Raw genomic sequence first — 26,164 nt, 5'->3', positions numbered from 1 at the left:
TTTTGAACAAATCAAGATATTAATAAGTCTTTAAAGCATTAGTAAAAGCGGAGGTGACTATTAATTTTATCAATGGCCTATGCTTACCGTATTTATGATCAATTTGGTCAGTACTTTATCACCTGCACTGTCAATCAGTGGATAGACGTATTTACAAGAAGAACTTATATCGATATTTTATTAGCGAGTATCCGACATTGTCAGCAACATAAAGGATTAAAAGTTTATGCCTGGGTAGTGATGACCAATCATATTCACATGATTGTAAGCAGTGATAAAGAAAAACTTAGTGATATTATTCGCGATTTTAAAAAATTTACTTCATCAAAAATTGTAGAGGCTATTAAGGAAAATGCAAAAGAAAGTCGTAAAAGTTGGTTGTTGTGGTTGCTGCATAAGGAGGATAAGATAATTTTTTGGCAAGAAGGCTATCATGGAGAAGAAATTACCAGTCAGTCTTTCTTTGATAGTAAAATCACCTATATACATATGAACCCTGTTCGAGCGGGGATGGTGGAGAAAGAAGAGGAGTATATGTATAGCAGCTGTGCTGATTACTATGGGACAAGGAAAGGATTATTGAAACTAGCTGAGTTCTAGGGACGGATTAAAAATCCGTTCTATTTGAAGTTCGACATGCGCTGCGCTAACATGTCGAACAGCAAGTCGAATAGCGGGCTAGTAGCTCAAAGCTAGTAGCTCGTAACTCAACCAGAATTTTCAAAAAAAAACTAGTTACCCGGATGATACTTCCTCACCGCCCTGGCTTCTACATCTTCTCTATAAAAAGCTACATCCTTAAAATTTCTGTCGGCATAACGTTGCGCCTGATCCATAAAATGTGGAGAGGTTGGATCGCCACTTTGGCCACCGGCTAAAATACTCTTGGCTTTCACTTTTTCACCAAACTCAACTACTGCCACAAAGCTGTTGCCATAAGTACCATAATATCTTTTTGTGTCTTGCTTGCCACGCACACCAAAAGAAGCCAATGCACCCCAATTACCAGAACCAAAACCAATGGGTATGCTAGGTTTCGTATCATCAAATTGTTGTGAGATGGCACCATCCAATCTTTGTAAGCGGCAAATCTCACCCCAGGGTGTATTCCATTGTCCGAAGTCGTCTGTTATTTTTTGTACAGCCTCACTAAAAATCTGCAGACGTTCATCGTTGTTTGTGCCTGTTCCAAAATAATTGACACGTTCCATCATGCTGAGTCCTTCCGGGCGTGGTCCTTTCTGCAGGTATGCAGTAATATAGTAGTGTGCTAAGGCCATGCCTACTGATTCCTTTGAGGTACGCATATCCCACTGGCGCAATACTTCAATGGCTGGTTTTAATGCAACATACTTTTTACCAGCCTGATCGAAAGCTGTAATTAATCCGGGAATTAATTTTTCAAAAGCAGGTAGATAGGGATCATACGCCAGCGATAATAATGAGTCAAGTGTATAACCACTTCTGTTGCTCAACACTTTAATAGCGTGCACACCCCTGAAGTTTTCAGGTTCGGTGGCCATGTAGTAAGGATAGTCTTTTTTCTTTGGACTAAATTCGGCAGCAGAAGTAAAAGGTGTTGAATTACAATTTTGTATCCATCCATTGCCTGGATTCAATAAATGGATGCTTTCCTCTACAGCATGCAAACCTTGCCAGTCAGTGGCCTTGTTGCTGCCATCCACAGGTAATTCATAATTAAAAGTGGTATCGCGTTTAGGGATGAAGTTGCCTTGGAAAAAAGCAATGTTGCCATCCGCATCAGCGTAAACAGTATTGTTAGATGAGTTGGTTTTGAAGTCCATCATTTTTTTAAACTCATCATAAGAAGCAGTTTTCGTTCTGATAAAAGCCTGCTGTAAGGCGCGGGATGGATCCCACAACATAGCAGTGGCAATCCATTTGTCTGCCAGCGCTTCGGTAATAGGCCCGTGATGTGTTTTGTAAATCGGAAATGCGCGTTGTGCAATTGTACTGTCTGTTTTATAGGCGATTGTAACCATGCGCTTTTCTACTGGTCGTGATTCCTCCCCATATTGGTAATAGAGTTTATCTTCTTTCTTTTCAATGCTTTCCATAAATTCATCCATCACGTCCGTGTAAGAGGAAGTATGCATCCAGCCATTTTTCTCATTAAAGCCCTGGTAAATAAAAAACTGCCCCCAGGTTACAGCACCATAGGCATTCAAACCTTCTTCGCTCACTACATGTACTTCGCCCCTGAAGTAGAAGGAAGTGTGTGGATTGATAAGCAACATGGCATTACCGCTTTGTGTCAACTTTCCTGAGATAGCAATGCCATTAGAACCTTGTGGTTCATCTAAATCATGAGCAGTATTTTTTTGACTTAGTAAAGCGGTTGCTTGTTGTTGATTAACGGCATCGGTATTGGAGTCTTCTCCTAATTGCTTATAGAAGGCTTCAAGTTTTTCTGTGGAAATAGATTCAATGTCTCCGCCAATGCTGCCTTCGCTAAAATACATGGGCATCCAGGGTTCAAAGCGCGTAAGCAAGGCAGGTTTTACTTCCGGATGTGTGTGCAAGTAATAGTTGATGCCATCTGCGAAAGCATCGCACAATTTTTTAAGCCACTCCGGACTGTTCTCGTATTGTGCTATAGCTTCTTCGCGCGACATAAAAAGATTAGCGCGCACATCGCTATACACTTGCTTTTCTCCCTCAACTTCAGCCATACGCCCTATCGCCCAGAGGTAGTTGCGCTCTATGCGAGGAAAATCATCCTCACACTGTGCATACAATAAACCGAATACGGCATCCGCATCTGTTTTGCCATAGATGTGCGGCACACCAAAATCATCGCGGTAAATGGTAGTGTTGGCTGCGTGTTCTTCCCAGCGTTCTGTTTCCTGTTTTTTAAGATTACAAGAGGAAAGTAGGGTAATGGATAAGATAAAGCACAGGATTCTCATAGGTTTGGCAATTTTACCTTTAAGATAAAGCTAATTGCCATCAGTAGAATGCCTTTCATCAAATTTTGATGATGTTAAGTGTGAGTATCTCAAGGAAAGATTCCATTAAGCTTTTATCGACTAATAATTCTAGCAGAAAATTTTGCTCGGATTAACCATTCTGCAATAAGTAGATTGGGAACCCAACCCAACCAGGCTACTAGCATATATACATCCATGGGATTAGGATGGAAAAGTAATACTATAATATATTTCCAGGCACGTAATGTTAATGCTGAAAGTGTAAGTGCATAACTGCGTAACATAAAGTCTCCATGCAAAATGAAGTCCTTTTTTCGAATGAAAATGTAAGCTTTAAAAGTGAAAAATATCCATAACAAACTTAATAGGGTGAATGCAAGTTGCGACAACAGCCCACCATTGGCATAGAGCGACATAATTAAGCCTGCAGGCGCTGAAAAGATCAATAACACAAAAACGTAGATTTTCCCAAGCTGCCTGTGAATTTTGTTAAATTTTTTAAAGGGATTGTAGAATTGTGTAAATCCGGCCAGCAACAAAATAGAGCTTGTAAAAACATGAACGAAAAAAGCAGTCCTCCATATTTCATTATCAATTATCCATTGTTTAATTCGAAGAAAGGCTACATCATAATCCAGAAAACGGTATGGAAGTGTAATCCTCACCATTAAAAAGGTAAAAAATAGTAGTGTAACGTTCAATACTAGAATTTTCAACTTAACAGGCATGTGTAATATTAGGAAATGTTATTAAATTTCTTCTAATGAAAAAAGTTATGAATAAAATACTACTCCTGACATTGGTCATGATATCATGTGCCAAGCCAAAAACTTCCGAATTTACAGAGGTCGTCACGGAAACTGAAAAAGATTCGGTGGTCGCACTTGCTGTTAGCAAAGATGCTCGAACTATTGGCCCTGAAAAATCTTCCGAACAATTACAGATTGAGGAGGCAATTGAGAAAATGACAATCAATCTAAATGATTCTGTTGTGGGCGTTGGGTACTGGGTAGGAATGTTTGGAATGAATAAAATTAATATAGCGCTGGCAGAAATAAAAGATGGTAAAGCCATAGGTTATACTGTTTGTGCTGGTAACTATCGTCCGATTTCAGGTACTGTGGAGATTAAAGAAGATGCTTATTATTTTGAGATGAGTGAACCTGGTACCGATAGGTATGATGGTAAGTTCAACTTTACGATTGATAATTATGGAGAATTTCTGGAGGGTGACTGGTCTCCTTTTAAAAAGGGAGTAACTTCATCTAAGTCTTATATATTGGAAAATGTACAATATTCCTATCAACCAGATTTAGGAAAATATCCTGAGGCATCTACACGACTTTTAACAGAAAGTGATGTCGAGAATCTATTACCAGAAGAATTAGAATATATGCGTAATGAAATTTACGCCCGCCACGGTTATTCGTTTAAAGATATGGAAGACAGGCGACAGTTTGATTTTGAAGATTGGTACATACCCATGGGGATTGATATAAGAGAAAAGCTAACAGATATTGAAGTACAAAATATTGATTTAATTTACCGATATGAGGAGTATTACAATGAAAGCTATGATGATTATGGCAGATAACAGAAGTTTGTGTTATTATTTTTGAGTAGATGAATGAAAACGTTTACTTGCTTTTGAGCTATTCAATTTTTAAAATTCACGCCTGATCATAAGGAACAATCAAGCGTGAATTTGTGACAGCAATCGAAGAACTATGGCAGAGGAGCGATTTTACTCAGCCTTTTTACTCAATCTTTTTATAGAAGAAGAAACTTGATCCGCCAGGATTGGTAAAGGTCAGTTTCCATACTTCTGTATTGGTGAATGGATTGTTCACCTTGCTGATTTGATATTGTATGGGTATTACCGAAGGCGTCACTTCAATATCTACTTCCTGACTTTCATCGCATGAATTGGTAAATTTACTTCTCCAATAATCCTGGTTGAAGGAAATACTTCCGGCTAAAATTTCAAAACTTCCCGTAATGTATTCTGCTGAATACGATTCACAACCCGTCATGGGTGAATGTTCAGCAATAGTCCACACAAAGTTTCCATTTTCAGTAAAACGAAGGCCAAAACCTCTCGGATTCATTGCCCATGGATTGGCTGCTCCGTTAAACCATACGCCACTCTCTTTATCATAAAAGTTGGCAGCAAGACTGCTTAGTCCTTGTGTGAATGACCAATAATCTACCCATTCTCCGGTGAGTGTGCCTAATGGATTTTCAATAATCTGAGGAAACACAATACCGCTTTGTAAGTTGCTGAAAGTATTGGAGGCAGTGAAGTTTTCATTGTAGGCATTTTGATTTTGTGCCACTAAGCCATAGCCCAGGCCATTCATTACTGTTGAGTTCTCAACCTTCACTAAACCTTGTGCGCTTACGGTAATATTGGCAGGATAACTTCCATCGCCTATTTTTTGCATACCAGCATTCGACACTTCTGTATAAGTCAGGATGTTGTTGGAATTATAAGAATTGAAATATAAACCATTCCAGTACACCTGATTGCCGGTAGATGTAAATTGAACAGGAGCGGCCTGTGTTCCGGATGCTTTCAGGTAGCCATTATCGCTAACACTGATGCTTACGCCTGATTTCATTTTAAAAGAAGCACCTGCTTCGATGGTGATACCTGCTTTTAATTGAATGTCCTTTGTCACTATGTATGAACCACCACTTAGTTTTTTCCACACGAATTCAGTTTCCTGAGATACAAGACCTCCCGTTTCGATTATGTTAAGAGCATTATAGCTTACAGGATCTATGCTGTGTAATAAGCGGGCTGGAATAAAAGCGGCCGCTTGCTGGTTGTTTGAAAAAGTAATTTGCTGCTGGCCAGATATTGAAGAGCCACCTTGCACGTACAATCCGTAACCGCCACTGTTGCTGAAATGGCTGTTGTTAATTTTCAGGGCAGCGACAGAGAAATCATTACCGGAAAGGAAAAGGTTGGCGCGAATGCCAGTTTCATTGAAAGCGACACTACCAGCATTCTTTATAGTAACAAAGTTAAATTCGTTTGATTCACTATTACTGTAAATCGCGATGCCTTTCCAGTACGCACCTTGTTCTTCCAGACTGGTAAATAGAATGGGGCTAGTGCTGCTGCCATTGGCTTTAATGTATCCACCGATAATTTGCATTCCCTTGTCTTCCTGAAAAGCCATAGTAACACCTGGCATGATGGTTAAATCAGCCCATACTTCTATGTCTTGTGTAACGATATAATCGATGCTTGCAGGGTCTTCGAAAATATTAACCAAAGTTGTATGGGTGTTAATATTCCCTTCCAGCAATACAGTAGTGGGTCCGTTGGGCACGACATTATTAACCTGAATGTTTACTTCATCTTTAGCGGTCCATTGTCCCTGAATTATTTGTAGTTCTATTACATACAATCCGCTGACATCGGGTTTAATAATTGTAGACACATTATTCGCTTGCGATAATGTAACAGCGCTTCCCTGTGGTTTGGATTTAATTGACCACGAGTAGCTAAACGCTTTATTGTTTCTGTCGAAGGAACCAGAGCCGTCCAGTGTCAATTCTTCATTGACAAAAATTGTTTTATCAGATCCGGCAACAGCCACCAGTTGATTTTGTGGTTGAACAATGATTTGATCTTCGCTTTCCTCGCAGGCTGTAGTAAATGCAAAGAGTGCCAGGAGTAATGTGCTTAATAATTTTGAATAGGGTTTCATAACTTAGTTTTGCTCTCAGACAGGTGCGCAGTGAAAAGGGTTGCCTGCGTATTTTAAAAAAAAGAAATGAAATTTATTTTTTCTTCGCAGGCCACTACGTTAAGCGGCAGAAGCATTCATAAACACCTGAGATCGAAACGAAAATAAATTGCGTATTACTTAGACAATGTTTTAGAAAGCATTAGGGTTAAACCCATTGACTGCCTGCTCGTATTGTACGGTAGATTTCTGTTTCCGGCTTCTTTCAAAAAATAAGAAAGTGCAGGGCTCATGGTTAGGTCCCATCCGCGACTCAAATTTCTGGTGTAAGCCAGGCCGATCATCATGTTGAAGTTTAGTTTGCGCACACCATCTGCTTCGATGGATACCCAACTGTTATTTAATTTTTCTTTCGCATCAGCGAAAACCAGGAATTGAGAAGACGCAGCTCCGAATACACTGAGCTGACCGCTGCGCATGGCTAATAGTGTGTAACTAAATCCAAGTTGTAAGCCGGTATAACCGTAGTTGGTAGAAACTTCCCTCTCATTAATACTATATACAGGACTTATCAGAAAACTTTGATCCGTTTGCTGTATGGCCAGCAGCGTATCAATAACACCTGTTGTATATGAAAAAGCAGTTTTATGTTTGATCGATCGGAAAGATAATTGTGCATCCAGACTCAGTTTATCGTTAATTACTTTACCAAGGCCTATTGAAAAACCAAATCCTGTATTAACAGGTTTGTTTATTTGTTTGATCTGCGTAATAAGCACTTCATCTGAAGCTTTGGGGCGACTTACTGCTGACGTGAATACGGGGGTAACAGCAAGTAGAAGCTTGTATTTCTTTGCCTCGTGTACAAGACTTGATTCCTGATCGGCATCAATTGTAGGCTGTTCATTTAATGGTGTGTCTACTTGCAAGCTTTCGTATAGCGGTTCCGTTGTTGCGGATGACAAGTCAGTGTAGGCTACAGCCTTTTTTAGATTAGCATTGTTCGGTGATGTATTCAATTCAATGTTATTTTTTACTGATGTTTTTTGTACCAGTGGTTCTTGCAGGTCAGATAATTCAATGTTCCTTTTAATACTTTTCTCAGCACCTGCACTCAGATTGCCTGCGTTTAATTGATGTTGTTCGTTTCTGCTACGTTCAGCACGTATAGAGCTATTTGTCGTTTGTGTATCTGCTGTTGGTAAAGATTTTAATGCCTGCGCAATACGCTCAGCTTCTTGTAATGGCTGTTTACTGTTGCTTGCATTCATTGAAGCTTCTGCAATTACCGGTGTCTGTTCAATAGGAGCAGAGGAAATCAGATAGTAAGAAGCAGGTACGAGTAATAACAGGGGAATCCACCAGTTTTTCTGGAACCACTTGAACTTACGGCCTTCAGTGACAACAACAGGTCTTAACTTCTCCCAACCATTGGTAGGAGGTTCAGCCTCTAAGTCGTGAAGACGTCTTGCGATATCGTCAAAATCTCTTTCCATTATGCAGCTGAGACAAGTCTGTCCTCGATTATTTTTCTTAGATAGTTTTTGGCCTTCGAAAGCTGTGATTTAGAACTGCCTTCTGCGATGTTCAGCATTTCTGCAATCTCACTGTGATTATAACCTTCAACTACATATAAATTGAAGATCAGCCGGTAGCCTTCAGGCATTTTGTTGATCATTTGAATCAACTCCTGATTGGATAAAGTAGATATGATGTTGTCTGCGGAACTGAGCATACTTTCCGCATAGGAGGCATCTACATGATCCAGGTATTTTCTGTGTTGATGATAGTGGTTGATAGCTGTGTTTACAAATATTCTTCGCATCCAACCTTCAAAAGTACCACCCTGCCAGGTGTGTATGTTTTTAAATACTTTAATAAACGCTTCATGAAAAATATCTTCAGCTTCAAAACGCGAGCGTGTGTAGCGCTGACAAATGGCCATCATCTTACGGGAGTATAAGGCATACAGCTGCTCTTGGGCGGCAGCCTTATGCTTTAAACATCCTTGTATGATTTCACTTTCAGTCATGCGGTGTGGCGCTCTTTCCGGCTGCGTATTTTTTTAATTGGTAATGGTAATGTTGCAATACGCCTCCAGGTAGCCATCGGGTGTAAACAGTCTGTAGCGAAAGCGATCGGTACCGACATAACCTTTTGGCGGGAAGTAGACATACACGGTATTCTTAAAAGTGCCTGAATAGGTGTATATATTGAAGCGTCCCTTCTCTGGTGATTGAATGCTGTTACCCATGTATGGACAAACCACATCATTATCAAAAATGCGTATAGCGATGGGTTGATCTCTTTTTGTTTGAATATTTTCTCCGGTAATAGAAAAGGTGCAATTATTAAAATCAGGGAGTGCTTCTACCTGCATGGTAATAAGGGCATTGGCACAGGCATTTTGATAACAAACACTATAGGTAATATAATCGGTGCCAACAAAACCGGCATTGGCCACATAATACCATCCCTCATTTTGAATAAAGTTAATTACACCATGATTGGGTGTACTGAAAGAGAGGGTAGCATCTACTTTGATGCTGTCATTCACCAAAGGATCAAGTCGTACGCCAATAGGGTTTCCTGTATTATAGATATAGATAAGATCCGGGTTCAGCGTTACAGCCAGGAAACTGGGGGGTATGCTATCTACCAGTGGTTCTTCATCGCAAGCAGAAAATGCCAGGGATGACAAACAAATGACGGTATAAAGGAACGTTGACTTTTTCATAATACCCAGCTAAGACAGGGGGTGATCTAAAAGGGTTGCCTGGCAATATTTTTTTTTCTGGGTGTCACAAAAAAACTTCTTGAGTGCAATCAGATGGATTTAGAAACACTTTTTTCATAAACACCCCTGGATTAAAGCTGTATTCATTGGATTTTTCAGATCAACGACTTTTGTACGAAAAGCCTGAACATAAGGTTGTTAGTCAGGGGATAGCAGGGGTGAAAAGCTGCGCAAACGCCCCGATATTTTTATAAGTGGTTAATAGTCTGTTTTACCGATAGGACCATCGTTGAAAATAAGTACCCATACTGCTTATTGAACCTCAAGACTCTAGACTAGTAAAAACTTTGATAGACTTAGGTAATACCGTGTATCCGGTAGTCATAGGTTGTGCAGTTTGTAAGGAAGCTTAGCTAAACCAAGTTGATTTGACAGTCGCTCAGATCTGGCCAAATACTCAACCTGACAAAAATCATATTTCACTCTAAGTACCGTCAGTCTTGAGACTTTTTACTGAAGGTACTTTTACCCCATCAAACAAACGTAAGCTTAATCTGCCTATGGAACTCGAAAAATTCAGTTACGACAATAAAATTGTCAGGGCCTTTATCATTGCCACCGTGGTTTTCGGCCTGGTGGGCATGCTTGTAGGACTTACGGCTGCTCTGCAACTAGTGTGGCCCATCTTCAATTTTGATTTGCAGTATTCAACTTTCGGCCGCATACGACCGCTGCACACCAACGCCATCATATTTGCCTTTGTAGGCAATGCCATGTTTGCAGGTATTTATTACTCGATGCAGCGCTTGTTAAAAACAAGAATGTTCAGCGACAAACTGAGCTGGATAAACTTCTGGGGCTGGCAAACCATTATTCTGGCCGCAGCCATTACACTGCCACTGGGTATGACTACTTCGAAAGAATATGCGGAGTTGGAATGGCCCATTGATATCGCCATAACCCTTATCTGGGTGGTGTTTGGTATAAACATGATCGGTACCATCTTGCGCAGACGTGAACAACACATGTATGTAGCCATCTGGTTTTACATTGCCACCTTTATTACGGTGGCTGTCTTGCATGTGGTGAACTCATTCGAAATGCCGGTGAATCTTTTCAAGAGTTACTCCTGGTATGCTGGTGTGCAGGATGCCTTAGTGCAATGGTGGTATGGACATAATGCGGTTGCCTTCTTCCTTACTACACCCTTTTTAGGTTTAATGTATTACTACTTGCCAAAGGCTGCAAATCGTCCTGTCTACTCATACCGACTTTCGATCATTCACTTTTGGTCTTTGATTTTTATTTATATCTGGGCAGGACCTCACCACTTATTATACACCTCTCTGCCTGACTGGGCACAAAGTTTAGGTACTGTATTTTCCATTATGCTGATTGCACCTTCCTGGGGTGGTATGCTCAATGGTTTGCTGACACTACGCGGTGCCTGGGATCGAGTGAGAGAAGATGTAGTATTGAAATTTTTTGTGGTAGCTGTTACGGCTTATGGTATGGCTACATTGGAAGGGCCACTCTTGTCTTTAAAAAACATTAATGCCATAGCACACTTTACCGATTGGATAGTGGCACACGTACACGTAGGTGGTTTAGGCTGGAATGGTTTTATGATTTTCGGTATGTTGTATTGGTTGGTTCCTAAAATGTGGGATACTAAAATCTATTCCAGCAAACTGGCCAACCTTCACTTCTGGCTGGGCACCTTAGGAATTATTTTTTATGCACTGCCGATGTACATCTCTGGTGTAGTGCAAAGTCTGATGTGGAAAGAATTTACACCTGAGGGTTTTCTTGTGTATAAAAACTTTTTAGAAACTACGGTTCAAATTCTGCCACTGCACATGCTGCGTGCCGCGGGTGGTGCACTCTACCTGACGGGTGCAATCATCATGACCTATAACTTAATTAAAACAGCGTATGCTGGTAAGTTTATTGCCAATGAAGATGCGCAGGCGGCTCCCTTAACAACAGCATCGCACGGCAACACAGGCTGGCATGCAGTATTGGAGCGTAAGCCGATTGTATTTACAACGTTGGCGCTGGTGGCAATCCTGATTGGTGGTGCAATAGAAATGGTGCCAACCTTCCTGATAAAATCTAACGTACCCACGATTGCCAGTGTAAAACCTTATACACCGCTTGAACTACACGGTCGCGACATTTACATAAGAGAAGGTTGCGTGAACTGCCATACACAAATGGTAAGACCTTTCCGCTCTGAGACAGAACGCTATGGAGAGTATTCAAAGTCTGGTGAATATGTATATGATCATCCATTCTTATGGGGATCGAAACGTACCGGTCCGGATCTGCAACGTGTAGGTGGTAAGTACGGTGACTCCTGGCATTATTATCACATGCTTGACCCCGGCTCCGTATCTGCAGGAACGATTATGCCTGCATACCCCTGGTTGTACGAACAGCAAATTGACAAAGAGCAAACAGCCCTTAAGATAAATGCGCTTCGCACCATTGGTGTTCCTTATGCCGAAGGTTACGAAGAAACAGCCAATGGCGACTTGGATAAACAAGCAGCACGCATTGTAGAGAATCTTCAGATGGAGGGGATAGAAGTAATGCAAGACGCAGAAATTATTGCGCTGATTGCTTACCTGCAAAGATTGGGTACAGACATTAAGGTGAAGGACAAGACTATATCTGCTAATCAATAACGAATACGATTATGTATAAAAATATTCTTCAAAGCATCGATAACATAGCCATCTGGCCTGTCATATCGTTTGTCATTTTCTTTGTCTTTTTTCTCATACTGATCTGGTGGACTTTCACAGTCAACAAGCAGTTTATTAATCATATGAGTAACATGCCTATTGATGATGCAAGTAGTAAATCAAATCCTGCCAGCCATGAAAAATAGAATAATCACTTTAATCATGTTACTGCTGCCTGCCAGTGTGTGGGCACAAGAAGCGCCTGCAACAAAAGGATTTTGGGATGATCCCATTCATCATCCGATGGCACCTTTTTATGCATTGATGGCATTGGTTGTGTTAGTTACAGTATTGGTATTTATTGTAGCCATCATGTTGCTGCAAGTGCTGAATACTTTTGTGGAGAGAGCGGCACGCGAAAAAGCTGCAGCCCTGGGTATTGAATATAAACCTGAACCAAGCTGGTGGCAAAAATTAGACAGGAAACTGACTAACGCAATCCCGCTTGAAAAAGAGGCCACGATTGAGTTAGACCATAATTATGATGGTATTAAAGAACTTGATAATCACTTACCACCCTGGTGGAAGTGGTTGTTTTACGGAACCATTGCCTGGTCTGTAGTTTACCTGGTGGTGTACCATGTTACGGATAGCGTGCCCTTGCAACAACAAGAATATGAAAATGAAGTTGCGATGGCAGAAGAGCAACTAAGAAAGATCCGTGCAGCTGAACCTGTAGCGGCTATTGATGAAGCAGCACTAAGCTACACTGCCGATGCCGACTTAATTGGTAAAGGAGCCGTGGTATTTAAAAACAACTGTGCTTCTTGCCATAAGGATAAAGGCGAAGGTAGTATTGGTCCGAACCTGACTGACGCGTATTGGCTACATGGTGGCAGTATTCAGAATATTTTTACAACTGTAAAGAATGGTGTGCCTGAAAAAGGTATGATTGCCTGGAATGCAATTTTGAAACCTGAGGAGATTCGCGATGTATCATTCTTCATCATGAGTTTGAAAGGCACTAACCCGCCTAATGCGAAAGCACCACAAGGTACAATTTGGAAAGAAGAAGTGAAGGTGGAGCGTGTGCAGGCAGATTCAGTGAAGGCGCAAGTCTCTTTATAAACCATGAAGAATACAGACCAGCTTTATCAATACGAAGAAGAGTTTAGAGATTCAATAGGTACTGTTGATGAAAAAGGCAAGCGGGTGTGGGTTTATCCCAAAAAGCCCGCTGGCTTTTTTCACAATAAGCGTGTACTTGCAACCATCATTTTACTGGCACTCTTTTTTAGTGGACCCTTTATTAAAATTGGTGGGCAACCCTTTATGCTCTTCAATATTTTTGAGAGAAAGTTTATTGTATTCGGTCAGGTATTTTGGCCGCAGGATTTTGTCTTGCTGGCATTAACGCTTATTACATTTTTTGTCTTTGTTATTCTCTTCACGGTTGTCTTCGGCAGGGTTTGGTGTGGTTGGGCTTGCCCTCAGACTTTATTCATGGAAATGGTGTATAGAAAAATTGAATATTGGATTGAGGGCGATGCCAACCAGCAACGCAAACTCAAAGCCGCACCGTGGACTATCGAGAAAATAATAAAGAAAGGTGGTAAGCAAATTATCTTTGTTTCCATTGCTATTTTAATTGCCCACACGGCAATGGCTTATCTCATCGGCCTTGATCAGGTAATAGCTATTGTGCAACAACCTCCTGCGGAGCACATGGCAGGCTTTATAGGGCTGCTTGCATTTACAGGTATCTTCTATTTTGTATTTGCCTGGTTTCGTGAGCAGGCCTGCATTGCGGTTTGTCCTTATGGAAGATTGCAGGGTGTACTATTAGGTAAGGAGTCGATTGTAGTAGCCTACGACTGGCTGAGGGGCGAGCAACGTGGAAAAATTAAGAAGAACGAACCCAGACTGGACAAAGGCGATTGCATAGACTGCAAGTTGTGTGTGCACGTCTGCCCAACCGGAATAGACATACGCAATGGTACACAATTAGAATGTGTAAACTGCACTGCCTGCATTGATGCCTGCGATGATGTAATGGTAAAAATTGATAAGCCTAAAGGCTTGATTCGTTTTGCTTCTCATAATTCAATTGTTAACAAGGTTCAAAAATTGTGGAACCCGCGCGTGATGGGCTACTCAGTTGTTTTAGTTGCCTTGCTGGTATTGTTAAGTTTTATGGTGTTTACACGATCGCCCATTGAAACTACTTTACTTAAAGTGCCAGGTACGCTGTTTCAAAAAACAGATAGGGGTGGCGTTACAAATTTGTATAACATAGAATTTATCAATAAATCATTTGAAGACCGTGAGTTGACTATTCGTGTGGTTTCCCCTGAAGAAACCAGTCTGCAACTTATTGGAGAACCGCTTATCAAATTACCGGCAGAACAACTGATCAAACGTGTGATCATTCTGGAACTCCCGGCAAATGCTATCAAGCAGGCAAAAACAAATATTATACTGGAAGTAAGTGAGAAGGGTGAGGTGATAGAAGTGGTAAAAACAAAATTCATAGGCCCTGTCTCGATTAAGAACTAGGCGTTTTGTTTTAGTATTAATTTGAAATTTAAAATTATGAATTGGGGTAAGTCGATTGTACTGGTATTTATATCCTTTGCAGCTTTCATTACTGTATTGGTAGTAGTGTGTTTCCGTGAAGATGTGAGCCTGGTATCCAAGAAATATTACGAAGATGACCTTCACTACCAGGAGCAATTTGAAGCTTACGAAAATGCGAATGCACTGGCAAACAAACCAACAGTTAGCATTATCACTAAATCGCTTACCATTAACTATGCCGATTTTGAAAAAATTGAGAAGGGAACCCTGACCTTGATGCGCCCTTCAAACGCCAACCAGGATCGAATATTTATAATTAAGCAGCAAGCAGATTCAGTGCAGCAATTTGAATTATCGAATTTGAGCAGTGGGCTTTATAAATTGAGATTAGAATGGACAGAAGGTACGAAGCAATACCGCATTGACAAAACCATAGTAATATGATCTGGACAGCTTTGCTTTTGGGTATTGGAGGCAGCCTGCATTGTGCAGGTATGTGCAGCCCGCTTGCTTTGGCTGTTACTTCGTTTAATAAACAACTTTTGTTCAACAGGTTTGTATACAATACCGGAAGAATTCTTGTTTACGGTTCTTTCGGAGCCCTGGTAGCAACTTTCGGATCGCTGTTTAATTTTCAGGCTATTCAAATCTACTTATCCATTGCTTTGGGCGTGTTGTTAATTCTGTTGGGCATAGGATCAATCTCATCCATTCGTATACCTTTCCTTTCAACTTTCATCAATAAGATTAATTTGATGATTAAAAGTAAATTTTCAACTCAGTTAAAAAAGAAAAATACAGTAAGTCTTTTTATACTGGGTACACTCAATGGCATATTACCTTGTGGACTTACCTACCTGGCACTTTCTTATACCCTTACGTTGAATACTCCGGGAGAAGGATTTCTGTTTATGCTGTTATTTGGTTTAGGCACTTTTCCTGTCATGATTGGTATGCCTTATCTGCTCAAATTCATTGGCAGCTATGTAAAAATCAATTATAGTAAACTGACTACCGTAATGATGATCGGATTGGGTGTATTATTGATTGGACGTACCATGCATGCACATCATCATGCAGGCTTGCAAGAGCCCCTGTCTGTTTCTACACCTGTTGTTTGCGATTAAAATAGTTGATCCGATTCACGTTTGCTACCAACTATACATTCAATGTCTTTCTAATAGCTACACCTATCACACACTCTCCTTTCTCCCATGGAGAAGGGGTCGGGGGATGAGGCTAATCCGCATTGTTGACGAAGAAACCTTGATTATTTTCTGGCTACACTCCAGCGAACTACTTGCTCCAGTTTGCCGGTGTGTTTTAAAATAATTTTGCCGCTAACAATATCGATCAGGCCTTCATCTTTAAAATCTGAAAGTACACGGATAACAGATTCTGTAGCCGTACCCACCATCTTAGCCAAATCTTCTCTGGCAATGCTTAAGGTGTCTTCGCTTGGTTTCAGTGAATGAAGTTTTAATAAAGATTCAGCAGTACGCTGACGGATAGAATTATAGGCAAGGTGCAACAGTTGCTCTTCCTTTTCCTGCACTTTACTGCAAAGCAGGGAGATAAAGCTTTTGGCAATTTCTACATTGCCGTACATGATGGTGAGAAAATCTGCTTTGGGCAACAGGTGTAACTCTGTATCTTCTAAGGCCACAGCAGATTCTGTATAAGATTCATTTTGCAAGATGGCCTCGAAGCCGAAAAAGTCACCCGCTTTATGTAAACTTACAATCAGCTCTTTGCCATCAGGATGGGCTTTAAAAAGCTTTACCTGTCCCGATTTAACAAAGTAAAGTGAGGAGGCACTTTCACCCTCATCAAAAATGGTAGCCTTCTTTTTGTAGTTCTTAAGCTTTTGGTCTTTAGCGAGGTCTTCAATCTTCAGTATTTTCTTTACATCTTTAATGAAGGTTTGTAAACCGGCCTCTGTATTATCGTAAGATTGCAAGAGCAACTCGCGTTTACGCAACCGCGCTTCAACAGCATTCAGTAAATCAGTATCGTCAAAAGGTTTTGTCAGGTAATCGTCAGCCCCCAGGGTCATACCCTTACGCATATCTGTCTTCTCAGCTTTGGCAGTCAGAAAAATAAAAGGGATGGCAGCGGTGTCTACATTTTTATTGAGAATGTGTAATACGCCAAAACCATCAAGTTCAGGCATCATAATATCACAGATGATCAGATCAGGTTTTTCCTGCAGGGCTTTTTCCACGCCTGCTTTGCCATTGGGTGCAATGCTTACCTGGTATCCTGCAAGGGTCAGAATTTCAGCGGTGTTTTCACGCACATCCTGATTGTCTTCAATAAGCAAAATCTTTTTCATCTTGTGTTAATGGTATCTCAATTGTAAATATACTTCCTTTTCCTTCTTCGCTTGCAAAAGAAATGCTTCCTTTTAAAAGATCGATATAACGTTTTACAATATGAAGACCAAGACCTGTGCCCTGTATGTTGGTGGCATTGCTGGCCCTGAAGAAACGATCGAATAAATATTTCACCTCCGACTCAGGAATACCAATACCTTCATCACTTACTTTCAGTATCAGCTTCCCACTTTCACAGGCACATTGTAAGGTAATCTTTTTCCCCCTATCTGAATATTTGCTTGCGTTTGACAGAAGATTGAAAAGGATGTTTCGAAGCATACGAGGATCGGTGTCCACCTGATAATTCTTCGCCATATCAATGACAAGACTTTGTTCTTCTTTCAACGTGGGCCTTACTTCGTCCAGCACCTCATGTAGAAAGTCCTGCAAGGTAAAAGTCTCTCGCAGTACTTCCAGCTTTCCTTCTTCTAACTTACCAAGAGAAAGAAAATCATTCAGTATACCGGTTAAGTGATTCACCGATGACTTAATGCGGTTAATATGTTTATCCTGCTTGTCAAATTCATTTCTTTCTTTGTATTGCTGGATCAGTGAAGTTGAACTCAGTATCGTGCTGAGTGGTGTTCTGAATTCATGGGAGGCAATCGAAACGAATTTTGATTTAAGGTCATTGAGCTCCCTTTCCCGCTCTAAGGATTTTCTTACTTCTTCCTCAGCTTTTTTTCTTTCAAGTACTTCATTCTCCAGCTTATGTACTAATTCATTTAATGCCTCAGTTCTGGCTTCTACTTTTCTTTCCAACTCTGTGGCATAGACGATCAGTTGTTCTTCACTTTGCTTAAGTGCATTTTCGGCTTTTTTGCGCTGAGTAATGTCAATGACAAAGGCCATGATCAAAAACTGGCCGTTAGATTCGGTGTAACTCAGACTAACCTCCACCGGAAATTCAGAGCCATCCTTACGTAAGGCCATTAGATCACGCCCCATACCCATACTGCGTGGTGAAGGGGCGTTATGAAAATCTTCACGAAATTGTTTGTGCTTTATCCGCAACCGATCAGGTAGCAAACAGTCAAGTCCTTTACCAATAAGTTCCCCCTTGTCGTAATTAAATATTCTTTCAGAAGCAGGATTGGCTTCAACGATTGTACCTGATTTGTTTACAATAACGATGCCCTCAGTTGAGCCTTCAAAAATTTCCTGGAACTGTATGGGGGTCTCCCTATTCATACCTGAAAGATAGCACCAAAGTACGAATGACAAAAGTCATAATTTTACTTGAGGAAAGTCCACGAAAGAAGCCTCCCCAAGCTTGTAAGTTAGCATTGTGAAAGATACTAGCAAGGCAATTCTATGCATGATCGATTTGTCGGTCCATACTGAAAAAGTCCTGAAATGGGCAGCAGAAGATGCATTGGAGCATAAATCAAATTTGCTGATTCTATATCCCTATAGACTTAAGTTTCAGCGAGATGGAGAGCAGAGACCCATGGTTAAAAAACAGCTGGAGGCTGAGGCCATAGAACGTTTTGAAAAATTAAAAGCAGCCTTACCTATCCTCAAAAAAATACCCCACACTTTTATGGCAGAAGTGGGCTTTGAAACCGACCGGCTGGAAGTACACATGCATAGCGCTGATTTACGTGTAATCGTGATCAGTAAGGAGATAGCCATAGCCGGAGTCAATGACAATGATTGGAACACCTTCATGAAACGCCTGACCATACCCATCGTATTGGTTCCCTGAATTTGTTTGCCTTTTAAAAGATTTACTTATCTTTATTCTCTTCAAACCCAATAGCAGTAGCTTATGAAAAAAATTCTTGTACCTACCGATTTCTCAAAAATAGCACAGACAGCCGTTTATGTAGCGGCCGATATTGCTAAGAGATCAGGAGCAACACTAACCCTTCTGCACGTTATTGAAGAAGCATCTTCCGGAGGTGGTTCTTTTAGTGTTGCAGGCCAGGTAAACCTGGAAGGTGATATGGAAGACCGTCTGTTCATGCTTAAGATGATAGAACGCGCTAAAAAAATGATGGAAAAAACGGCCACCGATCCAAAGTTGGAAGGCATTAAGATCAAGCGCGAACTCAGAATTGGTTCTCCGTTTCATGGCATGACAACCATTATTACTGAACACAAAGTTGATCTTGTGGTGATGGGAACATCAGGTCAGTCTGCTTTAGAAGAAATGGTGATCGGATCAAATACTGAGAAAGTGGTAAGACATGCTGGATGTCCGGTGTTAACAGTGCACGGCAGACCAGGCACCAAAAACTTTAAAGATATTGTGTATGCTACCGCAATGAACAAAGACGAAGAGGTTTTCTCTCGTTTTGTGAAGAAAGCGCAAGAGATGTATGATTCAACGATACACCTTGTGCGTATCAACACTCCTTCTAATTTCCAACGCGATGTAGTGGTGCGTAAGGCCATGGAAGACTTCGCTATGAAACTTCAACTGAAAAAATTCACCATCAATATTTTCAACGACTTGAGCGAAGAAGAAGGTATTGTTTATTTTGCTGATAGCATTGACGCTGATATGATTGCCATGGCCACACATGGTCGTACCGGTTTTGCACACGTGTTGGCAGGTAGCATTGCAGAAGATGTGGTAAGCCATAGCAAGCGCCCTGTGCTGACCTTCGTAACCAAGCGTAAGAAGAAATAAATCTAAACTTTAGTAAGCACAAGCTAAGAGCCCTGGTAAAACAGGGCTTTTCTTTTAATGAAAAATTATTACACAATATTAGGTGTATCCCCCAGCGCACATGCGGCTGATATTAAGCGTGCTTATCGCAGGTTGGCCTTACAATATCACCCAGACAAAAATCCCAGGCCAGAGGCAGAACGCTTTTTTAAAGAAGTGAATGAAGCCTACGAAACGCTTGGAGACCCTCAGTTACGTTATGAATACGATCAACGCCTGAGCAATCCGGTTTATCAAAGTCCCCAACCACAAACCCAGCAGCCTCACCGCGATCCTAAATACAGACCGCATGCAACCAGGCAGCATGCCAGTCGTACGGACGACACCTACGAACTAATGAAGGAGTATTTGCCTAGAATTGTTTTAATAACAAAAACACTACTAGTAATTAGTGCTCTCCTATTTATCGATTATATATTACCTCGACAACAAATCACAGAGCAGTTTAAAAGTCGTCAGCTAAGAACATCCAGCGCAAGGCACGGTGGCAATACCCATGCTATCATTTACACAAAAGAGGGGAGTTCCTTTAGATTAGAGTCCGATGAATTCGATATCATTGTCGGTATGGATACTATCGTATTAGGTAAATCGTGGTTGTTGAGGGAAATCACGGAAGTAAAGAGTGGAAAGCAACACGCCAAGATTTTCTCTTCTATCTATGGCGGCTTCTTTTTTGCCCCCTTAGCCCTGATTATCTTTTCTGTAGTGGCTTTTTGGTACAGAAAAAATGTAAGCAAAGGTTTTAATATGGGGATAACGGCTGCTTTAATTTTTATTTTTAATCTTGTGTATTATTTAGTGACTAAGTTATGAGTGCTAAAAAGAACGATTGGAAGAAACGCGATGGTGTAGTCTACTCGACCAGCAACGATTTTGATTATAACTACAAACAAGACGAAGAACAAAGCACTCTGCCTCCCCAGCAACAAAACCTACGTGTGCAATTAGATAAGAGCATGCGCGCAGACAAACAGGTGTCCATGGTAATCGGTTTTGTGGGTACAGCTGCCGATTTAGAAGCGCTTGGTAAATTGTTGAAATCCAAATGTGGGGTAGGCGGTTCTGTAAAAGATGGCGAGATATTAATTCAGGGCGACCACAGAGATAAACTTGTGCAGATTTTATTGAAAGAAGGATACAAGGCGAAAAGGGGGAATTGATTTCCGATGCTTCGAGCTTCGAGCCTATAGCCTTGAGCCAGGCTTCAGGTTTCAGGCTGTAAGCTACAGGCTTCTCCGTCTTCGCATCGTCTCCGCAGGGACGATGCAGATTACCGCCTTCATTCTAGCCACTGGATTCTATATACTATCCTCTACCTTCTAAATTCTAATCCCTTAACGCAGCCAAGGCCAGCTGCTGTCCTCGCATCGTCTCCGCAGGGACGATGCAGGAATCTTACAACTATTAATGTTTACTAAATGATTTTAGAAATCTTGTTTCAAACGTCAAGCTTCCAGCCTCTAACTTCTAGCCTCGAACATTGAACCTAATCCCTCAATGCAGCCAGCGCCAACTTCAGATTTTCTATTTTTTGCTGTTGAGTTATAAACAACGGTTTCTCTACGCGTTCATTACAATCACTGGCAATACAACGCTCACAGGTTTCGCCCACCATGCGTATGGGTATTTGTGGATCATTCCAGAATTTCACTTTTTTCTTTAGCTGATCGTTTATCAGCAAGCCAATGGATACACTATTGTGCTTTCGTGAACCAAATACCATGGGCTTGGCAAAACTAATAATCAGATACTCTTTGTTAGAACCAAAATATTTAGAGCGTTGCACGCGGCAAAGAGACTGTGTGTACGTACCCATCTTTACTTCTTTAGCAAGTTCTTGTAAAATACTGATGCTCACCCAACGCCTGCAATAATGTTCATTGAGCATATTAGGGTGTGGACTTTGTAAGCCAGATAAGTGAATTTCTTTTGTCAGCTCATATTCTTCAGTGCCATGCTGTGTACTGAAACGCAAAAAGAATAATTCGTGTATGCCAAAGTAGCGTGGTAATAAAGTGGTAAGCCTGTGAAGTAAAATTTCCGGAGAAACAATGTAGCGGTTCATTAAATCCTGAAAGTGCTGAACATTGAGTGATCGTTCTGCCAGTATTTCCTTAAGCCAGCTAATCACATTGCTGCGATTCAAAAATAGCGCACATGAAAAATAAGAACCCTTAAAATTATTGATCACCTCATTAAACGAATCAAAAGCCACCCATGAAGTAGTATGCGAACGACTACTGATGTTCATAAACATAAAACCAGCTTCGCGACCGAAAATAAAAGCCTTTTGGGTTTTGCTTAAATCCTTGTTCAGCAATAAGCGAGGTTGTTTGCCTGGTATAAGCACAGACCGCAATTCTTTTAACTCTGGTTGTTGCGACAAGCCATCTTCAACAATCACATAATTATATGCTTGTTCCAAAATTGTAGCCAAAGCTTCAGCGGCAATTGGTTTGGAGGGATCCAGTTTGTGTTTACTGATAAAGGCATCAACCATTTGTTCAATATCCTCAAAGTAATTGTCATGCATTTCCTGATACGACCGCAAAGCCGAGAAATATAAGTCCTCTACGCGCATACCATAGTTTCTGCTTATTTCAATCACGGTATTGATGAAGGCATTGAGTTTTACAGGTGCACTGGATAGTAATTCAAAGAGCTGCGAGCGATCAATGCCAAAAACATCTAAGGGCAATTCTTTTAACAGTTTGCTTTGTAACAACTCACTGACTGGCCCCAGCTTCTTACTCATCTGCAAAGACACCATCCAGTCATAACTAACATCCAGGGCATTGGCGATGCTGGCAATTTTCTCGGCTTTCGGATATTTCTTACCCTTTTCTATCTCATTCAGGTACGAAACAGATACGCCAGAAGCCGTGGCCAGTGCTTGTAAGGAGAGGTTTTTTTCGAGCCTGAGTTGCTTCAATTTCAGTCCGAAAAGAAGCTTAAGATTGGTTTCATCGAGTACATGTTTTTGCTTCATAAACCTGCTGCTTTGGGGTTGTCTGACAGTTATAAAAGAGGTTTCATCGTTTAAAATGCCCTTCGCTTAATAGCGAAAGAAAATATTTTTCAAACGGTTGAAATCATAAAAATGGCCATAATTGCTTTAAATCACATTCGCTGCAACGATAAAAATAGCGAATAAATTTGATTAGCGAAAATTCGCTTGAAATATGTTTTTCGTTGACCTAAGTTTGATCTAATCAAATCAACAGCTATGGTCACCACGGAAGCAACAAAAACACAAACAGGACTGCAAATTACGGGTGCTGTTATGCCTCAGGAAGAACGCGTATTAACACAAGGCGCACTCGATTTTATTTTGAAGCTGCATAACGAATTTGCGCAACGCAGATTCTTATTGCTGGAAGCAAGACGAAAACGACAGAAACAACTTGATCAGGGAAAGCTGCCCGACTTTCTTCCAGAAACTGCCTACATCCGTGGAGGAGATTGGCAGGTGGGACCTATTCCCGCATCCCTGCAAGATCGTAGAGTAGAAATAACCGGCCCGGTAGACCGCAAAATGATTATCAATGCGCTTAACTCGGGCGCAAAAGTTTTCATGGCCGATTTTGAAGACTCGACATCGCCTACCTGGCGCAATATTATTGAAGGCCAATACAATTTGATGGATGCCGTGCGGAATACCCTCACCTACGAATCGCCAGAAGGCAAAACCTATGAAGTGAGTGACACACCGGCAGTGATTAATGTACGACCACGCGGCTGGCATTTAGAAGAAAAAAATATACTTGTTAATGGCCAGCCCGTTTCAGCATCGCTGGTGGACTTCGGTTTATTTATTTATCACAACGGTACACTACTGGCCAAGCAGGGCAGAGGTCCCTTCTTCTATTTACCAAAATTAGAAAGTCATTTAGAGGCACGTTTGTGGGACGATGTATTCCTTTTTGCTGAAAGAAGTATAGGGCTCAACAGAGGTACGATAAAAGCCACTGTACTGATTGAAACCATTCTGGCAGTTTTCGAAATGGAAGAAATCATTTACGAATTGCGAGAGCATATGGCTGGTTTAAATGCTGGTCGATGGGATTACATTTTCAGCATTATTAAAAAGTTTAAAAACCACCGAAACTTCGTCACCCCAGACAGAACGAATATTACCATGGGCGTTCCTTTTATGGAAGCCTATGCACAGCTATTGGTAAAAACCTGTCATAAACGCAACGTGCACGCTATGGGTGGAATGTCGGCATTTATACCCAGTAAAGATGAAGCCATCAACAAAATTGCTTTCGAAAAAGTAAGACAAGATAAAGTGCGTGAAGTATTGCATGGCTTTGATGGTACCTGGGTGGCGCACCCACGTCTGGTAGAGATCGCGAAAGCAGAATTCGATAAAGTATTAGAAGATACATACAATCAAAAAAGCATCATGCGCCATGATGTGAATGTTAGTGCACGCGATTTATTGCAGGTGAGCAGTGCCGGACATGTAATTACAGAACAGGGCGTACGCACCAACATTAATGTAGCTCTACTCTACCTCGAATCATGGTTACGCGGTGTGGGTGCAGCAGCCATTCACAACCTGATGGAAGATGCAGCAACTGCAGAAATTTCACGCGCACAATTGTGGCAATGGCTTAATCATGAAAATGTAAAACTCGAGGATGGTCGTGCCTTTAACCTCGACCTCTACTTGAAGCTTTATGATGAAGAATTAAATGCATTGCTTACTCAGTTTCGTAAAGAAGGAAGAGACCTCACGTACCTAAATCGCGCAGAAGAATTGTTAGACAAACTTGTACTCAGCGATGACTTCGAAGATTTTTTAACCACACTAGCGTACCGATACTTATAATTTCAAATTCAACATTTCAGATTTCAAATTTTGAATTTGAAATCTTGAATTAATAATGATATCAACCAACTAAATCAATAATATAAAATGAAAACTTCAGAAAAGATAAACCAAATTATTACCGACTGGACTACCAACCCACGCTGGAAAAACATCGAAAGACCTTACACTGCTGAACAAGTATTGAAACTTTCCGGCTCTGTAAAAATTGATTACAGCCTTGCACGTTTAGGCGCAGAACGTTTGTGGAATTTACTTCATACAGAACAATACGTTGGTGCGCTGGGGGCACTTACTGGCAATCAGGCTGTGCAGCAAGTACAGGCAGGCTTAAAAGCCATCTACCTCAGTGGCTGGCAGGTAGCTGCCGATGCAAACTTATCAGGCAATATGTATCCCGACCAAAGTTTGTACCCAGCTGATAGTGTGCCTGCTGTAGTGAAGCGCATCAACAATGCTTTGTTAAGAGCAGACCAGATCCAAACGGTACAAGGTGAGAACCATCTGCACTGGCTTGCCCCCATTGTTGCCGATGCAGAAGCAGGCTTCGGTGGTAACTTAAATGCTTTTGAATTGATGAAGATGATGATTGAAGCAGGTGCAGCAGGCGTGCACTTTGAAGATCAATTGTCATCGGCAAAAAAATGCGGACACCTGGGTGGAAAAGTATTAGTACCCACACGCGAGGCAATTGACAAATTAGTGGCAGCACGTTTGGCAGCAGACGTGATGGGTGTTCCAACTTTATTAGTGGCACGTACAGATGCCGATGCGGCCAACCTTATCACGAGCGACATTGACGACAGAGACAAACCTTTTGTCTACGGATCAAGAACCATGGAAGGTTTTTACCAGGTAAAAAATGGTATCGAGCAAGCCATCAGTCGTGGTATTGCTTATGCACCCTTTGCCGATTTAATCTGGTGCGAAACATCACATCCGGATTTGGGCGAAGCCAAAGAATTTGCAGATGCCATTCACAAACTGTATCCAGGCAAATTGCTGGCATACAACTGCTCGCCTTCATTTAATTGGGCATCTAAATTAAGCAAGCAAGCCATGCTCAGTTTCCGCGATAAACTGGCAGAGATGGGATATAAATTTCAATTCATCACCCTGGCAGGTTTCCACGCATTGAATACTTCTATGTTCGAGTTGGCAGAATTGTACCGCGATCAGGGCATGGCTGGCTACTCTCAATTACAGGAACGCGAATTTGCACTGCAGTCACGCGGCTTTAAAGCGGTAAAACATCAGGCTTTCGTGGGCACGGGTTATTTCGATGCGGTGCAGGAGACGATCACCGCGGGAGAAAGCTCCACGGTGGCCTTGAAAGGATCAACCGAGGAGGCACAGTTTTAACAGATTAAGATTTGACAAATCCGGAATCTGATTCCGGATTTGTCAAGTTTAGATAGATTATTTTTCATGCGAAGAATTGAATTTCTTATGCGAGGCCAGCGGCCTGAAGCGAAAACTTGTCTTCTGCTATTATTCAAGCGATTTAAGAACATGTCATTGGGACACGATGTCAGTCAATTCTCTCACCATTCCTAGATTTTAACCTGTTTTGCTTAGCCAACTGGCTGATTTTCTGGAACAAAACTTCCAAA

General features: G+C 41.2%; 23 protein-coding genes. 14 read left to right on the top strand and 9 right to left on the bottom strand.

Annotation, left to right across the window (positions count from 1 at the left end; genetic code table 11):
- The first annotated feature begins 72 nt into the window (after positions 1-72).
- Positions 73-600 (top strand): REP-associated tyrosine transposase, encoded by a 528-nt coding sequence (locus tag ACO1XM_RS07400; RefSeq protein WP_486227412.1) that lies wholly within the window; start codon positions 73-75, stop codon positions 598-600.
- 131 nt (positions 601-731) lie between these two features.
- On the opposite strand, the gene ACO1XM_RS07395 is transcribed toward ACO1XM_RS07400, so the two are convergent.
- Both ACO1XM_RS07395 and ACO1XM_RS07390 read right to left on the bottom strand, forming a co-directional pair.
- Positions 732-2,930 (bottom strand): acylase, encoded by a 2,199-nt coding sequence (locus ACO1XM_RS07395; RefSeq protein ID WP_486227410.1) that lies wholly within the window; start codon positions 2,928-2,930, stop codon positions 732-734.
- A gap of 113 nt (positions 2,931-3,043) precedes the next feature.
- Positions 3,044-3,679 (bottom strand): DUF2306 domain-containing protein, encoded by a 636-nt coding sequence (locus ACO1XM_RS07390; RefSeq protein ID WP_486227409.1) that lies wholly within the window; start codon positions 3,677-3,679, stop codon positions 3,044-3,046.
- 35 nt (positions 3,680-3,714) lie between these two features.
- On the opposite strand from ACO1XM_RS07390, the gene ACO1XM_RS07385 reads away from it, so the two are divergent.
- The gene (locus ACO1XM_RS07385) at positions 3,715-4,545 is read left to right on the top strand and encodes a YARHG domain-containing protein (RefSeq protein WP_486227407.1); all 831 of its coding nucleotides are present in this window, start codon (positions 3,715-3,717) and stop codon (positions 4,543-4,545) included.
- Between the two features lie 163 nt (positions 4,546-4,708).
- On the opposite strand, the gene ACO1XM_RS07380 is transcribed toward ACO1XM_RS07385, so the two are convergent.
- From ACO1XM_RS07380 to ACO1XM_RS07365, 4 genes are all read right to left on the bottom strand, one after another.
- Positions 4,709-6,673, bottom strand: coding sequence for a PKD domain-containing protein (locus ACO1XM_RS07380; protein ID WP_486227405.1), 1,965 nt, complete (start codon positions 6,671-6,673; stop codon positions 4,709-4,711).
- Positions 6,674-6,828: 155 nt separating this feature from the next.
- The gene (locus ACO1XM_RS07375; protein ID WP_486227403.1) at positions 6,829-8,148 is read right to left on the bottom strand and encodes a hypothetical protein; all 1,320 of its coding nucleotides are present in this window, start codon (positions 8,146-8,148) and stop codon (positions 6,829-6,831) included.
- Entirely contained in the window at positions 8,148-8,684 is a 537-nt protein-coding gene (locus tag ACO1XM_RS07370) for an RNA polymerase sigma factor (RefSeq protein WP_486227401.1), read from the bottom strand. Before ACO1XM_RS07370 ends, ACO1XM_RS07375 begins: the two co-directional genes overlap by 1 nt.
- 33 nt (positions 8,685-8,717) lie before the next feature.
- Positions 8,718-9,389, bottom strand: coding sequence for an Ig-like domain-containing protein (locus ACO1XM_RS07365; RefSeq protein ID WP_486227399.1), 672 nt, complete (start codon positions 9,387-9,389; stop codon positions 8,718-8,720).
- A 560-nt stretch (positions 9,390-9,949) separates the two neighbouring features.
- Between ACO1XM_RS07365 and ccoN the strand changes: the two genes are divergently transcribed.
- From ccoN to ACO1XM_RS07335, 6 genes are read left to right on the top strand one after another with little or no spacing between them, the layout of a single operon-like run.
- Positions 9,950-12,079 carry a cytochrome-c oxidase, cbb3-type subunit I gene (gene ccoN, locus ACO1XM_RS07360; protein WP_486227397.1) on the top strand — a complete coding sequence of 710 codons (2,130 nt, stop codon included), beginning with the start codon at positions 9,950-9,952 and terminating at the stop codon, positions 12,077-12,079.
- Between the two features lie 11 nt (positions 12,080-12,090).
- The gene (locus ACO1XM_RS07355; RefSeq protein WP_486227395.1) at positions 12,091-12,285 is read left to right on the top strand and encodes a cbb3-type cytochrome c oxidase subunit 3; all 195 of its coding nucleotides are present in this window, start codon (positions 12,091-12,093) and stop codon (positions 12,283-12,285) included.
- A complete protein-coding gene (locus tag ACO1XM_RS07350; RefSeq protein WP_486227393.1) occupies positions 12,275-13,207 on the top strand; it encodes a cbb3-type cytochrome c oxidase N-terminal domain-containing protein in 933 nt (310 codons plus the stop codon). Before ACO1XM_RS07355 ends, ACO1XM_RS07350 begins: the two co-directional genes overlap by 11 nt.
- A 3-nt stretch (positions 13,208-13,210) precedes the next feature.
- Positions 13,211-14,635, top strand: coding sequence for a cytochrome c oxidase accessory protein CcoG (ccoG, locus tag ACO1XM_RS07345; protein WP_486227390.1), 1,425 nt, complete (start codon positions 13,211-13,213; stop codon positions 14,633-14,635).
- Positions 14,636-14,671: 36 nt separating this feature from the next.
- Entirely contained in the window at positions 14,672-15,100 is a 429-nt protein-coding gene (locus tag ACO1XM_RS07340; RefSeq protein ID WP_486227388.1) for a FixH family protein, read from the top strand.
- A complete protein-coding gene (locus tag ACO1XM_RS07335) occupies positions 15,097-15,783 on the top strand; it encodes a sulfite exporter TauE/SafE family protein (RefSeq protein ID WP_486227386.1) in 687 nt (228 codons plus the stop codon). Before ACO1XM_RS07340 ends, ACO1XM_RS07335 begins: the two co-directional genes overlap by 4 nt.
- A gap of 143 nt (positions 15,784-15,926) precedes the next feature.
- Here ACO1XM_RS07335 and ACO1XM_RS07330 read toward each other — a convergent pair whose 3' ends face one another.
- Complete coding sequence (locus ACO1XM_RS07330; RefSeq protein WP_486227384.1) at positions 15,927-16,991, bottom strand: response regulator; 1,065 nt, start codon at positions 16,989-16,991, stop codon at positions 15,927-15,929.
- The gene (locus tag ACO1XM_RS07325) at positions 16,969-18,225 is read right to left on the bottom strand and encodes a PAS domain-containing sensor histidine kinase (protein WP_486227382.1); all 1,257 of its coding nucleotides are present in this window, start codon (positions 18,223-18,225) and stop codon (positions 16,969-16,971) included. Before ACO1XM_RS07325 ends, ACO1XM_RS07330 begins: the two co-directional genes overlap by 23 nt.
- 97 nt (positions 18,226-18,322) lie before the next feature.
- On the opposite strand from ACO1XM_RS07325, the gene ACO1XM_RS07320 reads away from it, so the two are divergent.
- The 4 genes from ACO1XM_RS07320 (at position 18,323) to ACO1XM_RS07305 (ending at position 20,874) form a co-directional block, all read left to right on the top strand.
- Positions 18,323-18,742: a hypothetical protein gene (locus ACO1XM_RS07320; RefSeq protein ID WP_486227380.1), complete on the top strand. Its 420-nt coding sequence runs from the start codon at positions 18,323-18,325 to the stop codon at positions 18,740-18,742.
- Positions 18,743-18,805: 63 nt separating this feature from the next.
- Complete coding sequence (locus tag ACO1XM_RS07315; protein WP_486227378.1) at positions 18,806-19,672, top strand: universal stress protein; 867 nt, start codon at positions 18,806-18,808, stop codon at positions 19,670-19,672.
- A gap of 57 nt (positions 19,673-19,729) precedes the next feature.
- Positions 19,730-20,527 carry a J domain-containing protein gene (locus tag ACO1XM_RS07310; protein ID WP_486227376.1) on the top strand — a complete coding sequence of 266 codons (798 nt, stop codon included), beginning with the start codon at positions 19,730-19,732 and terminating at the stop codon, positions 20,525-20,527.
- Entirely contained in the window at positions 20,524-20,874 is a 351-nt protein-coding gene (locus ACO1XM_RS07305) for a translation initiation factor (RefSeq protein ID WP_486227374.1), read from the top strand. Before ACO1XM_RS07310 ends, ACO1XM_RS07305 begins: the two co-directional genes overlap by 4 nt.
- Before the next feature lie 326 nt (positions 20,875-21,200).
- Here the strand turns inward: ACO1XM_RS07305 and ACO1XM_RS07300 are convergent, their stop codons facing one another.
- The gene (locus ACO1XM_RS07300; protein ID WP_486227372.1) at positions 21,201-22,703 is read right to left on the bottom strand and encodes a helix-turn-helix domain-containing protein; all 1,503 of its coding nucleotides are present in this window, start codon (positions 22,701-22,703) and stop codon (positions 21,201-21,203) included.
- 237 nt (positions 22,704-22,940) lie between these two features.
- Between ACO1XM_RS07300 and aceB the strand changes: the two genes are divergently transcribed.
- Positions 22,941-24,551 (top strand): malate synthase A, encoded by a 1,611-nt coding sequence (aceB, locus tag ACO1XM_RS07295; RefSeq protein ID WP_486227370.1) that lies wholly within the window; start codon positions 22,941-22,943, stop codon positions 24,549-24,551.
- Between the two features lie 87 nt (positions 24,552-24,638).
- Positions 24,639-25,913 carry an isocitrate lyase gene (gene aceA, locus ACO1XM_RS07290; RefSeq protein WP_486227368.1) on the top strand — a complete coding sequence of 425 codons (1,275 nt, stop codon included), beginning with the start codon at positions 24,639-24,641 and terminating at the stop codon, positions 25,911-25,913.
- The last annotated feature ends 251 nt before the right edge of the window (positions 25,914-26,164 follow it).

The sequence above is a fragment of the Chryseotalea sp. genome, assembly GCF_057350905.1.
The sequence above is the reverse complement of the archived record's forward strand: the minus strand, read 5'-3'. Positions and strand labels throughout refer to the sequence as shown.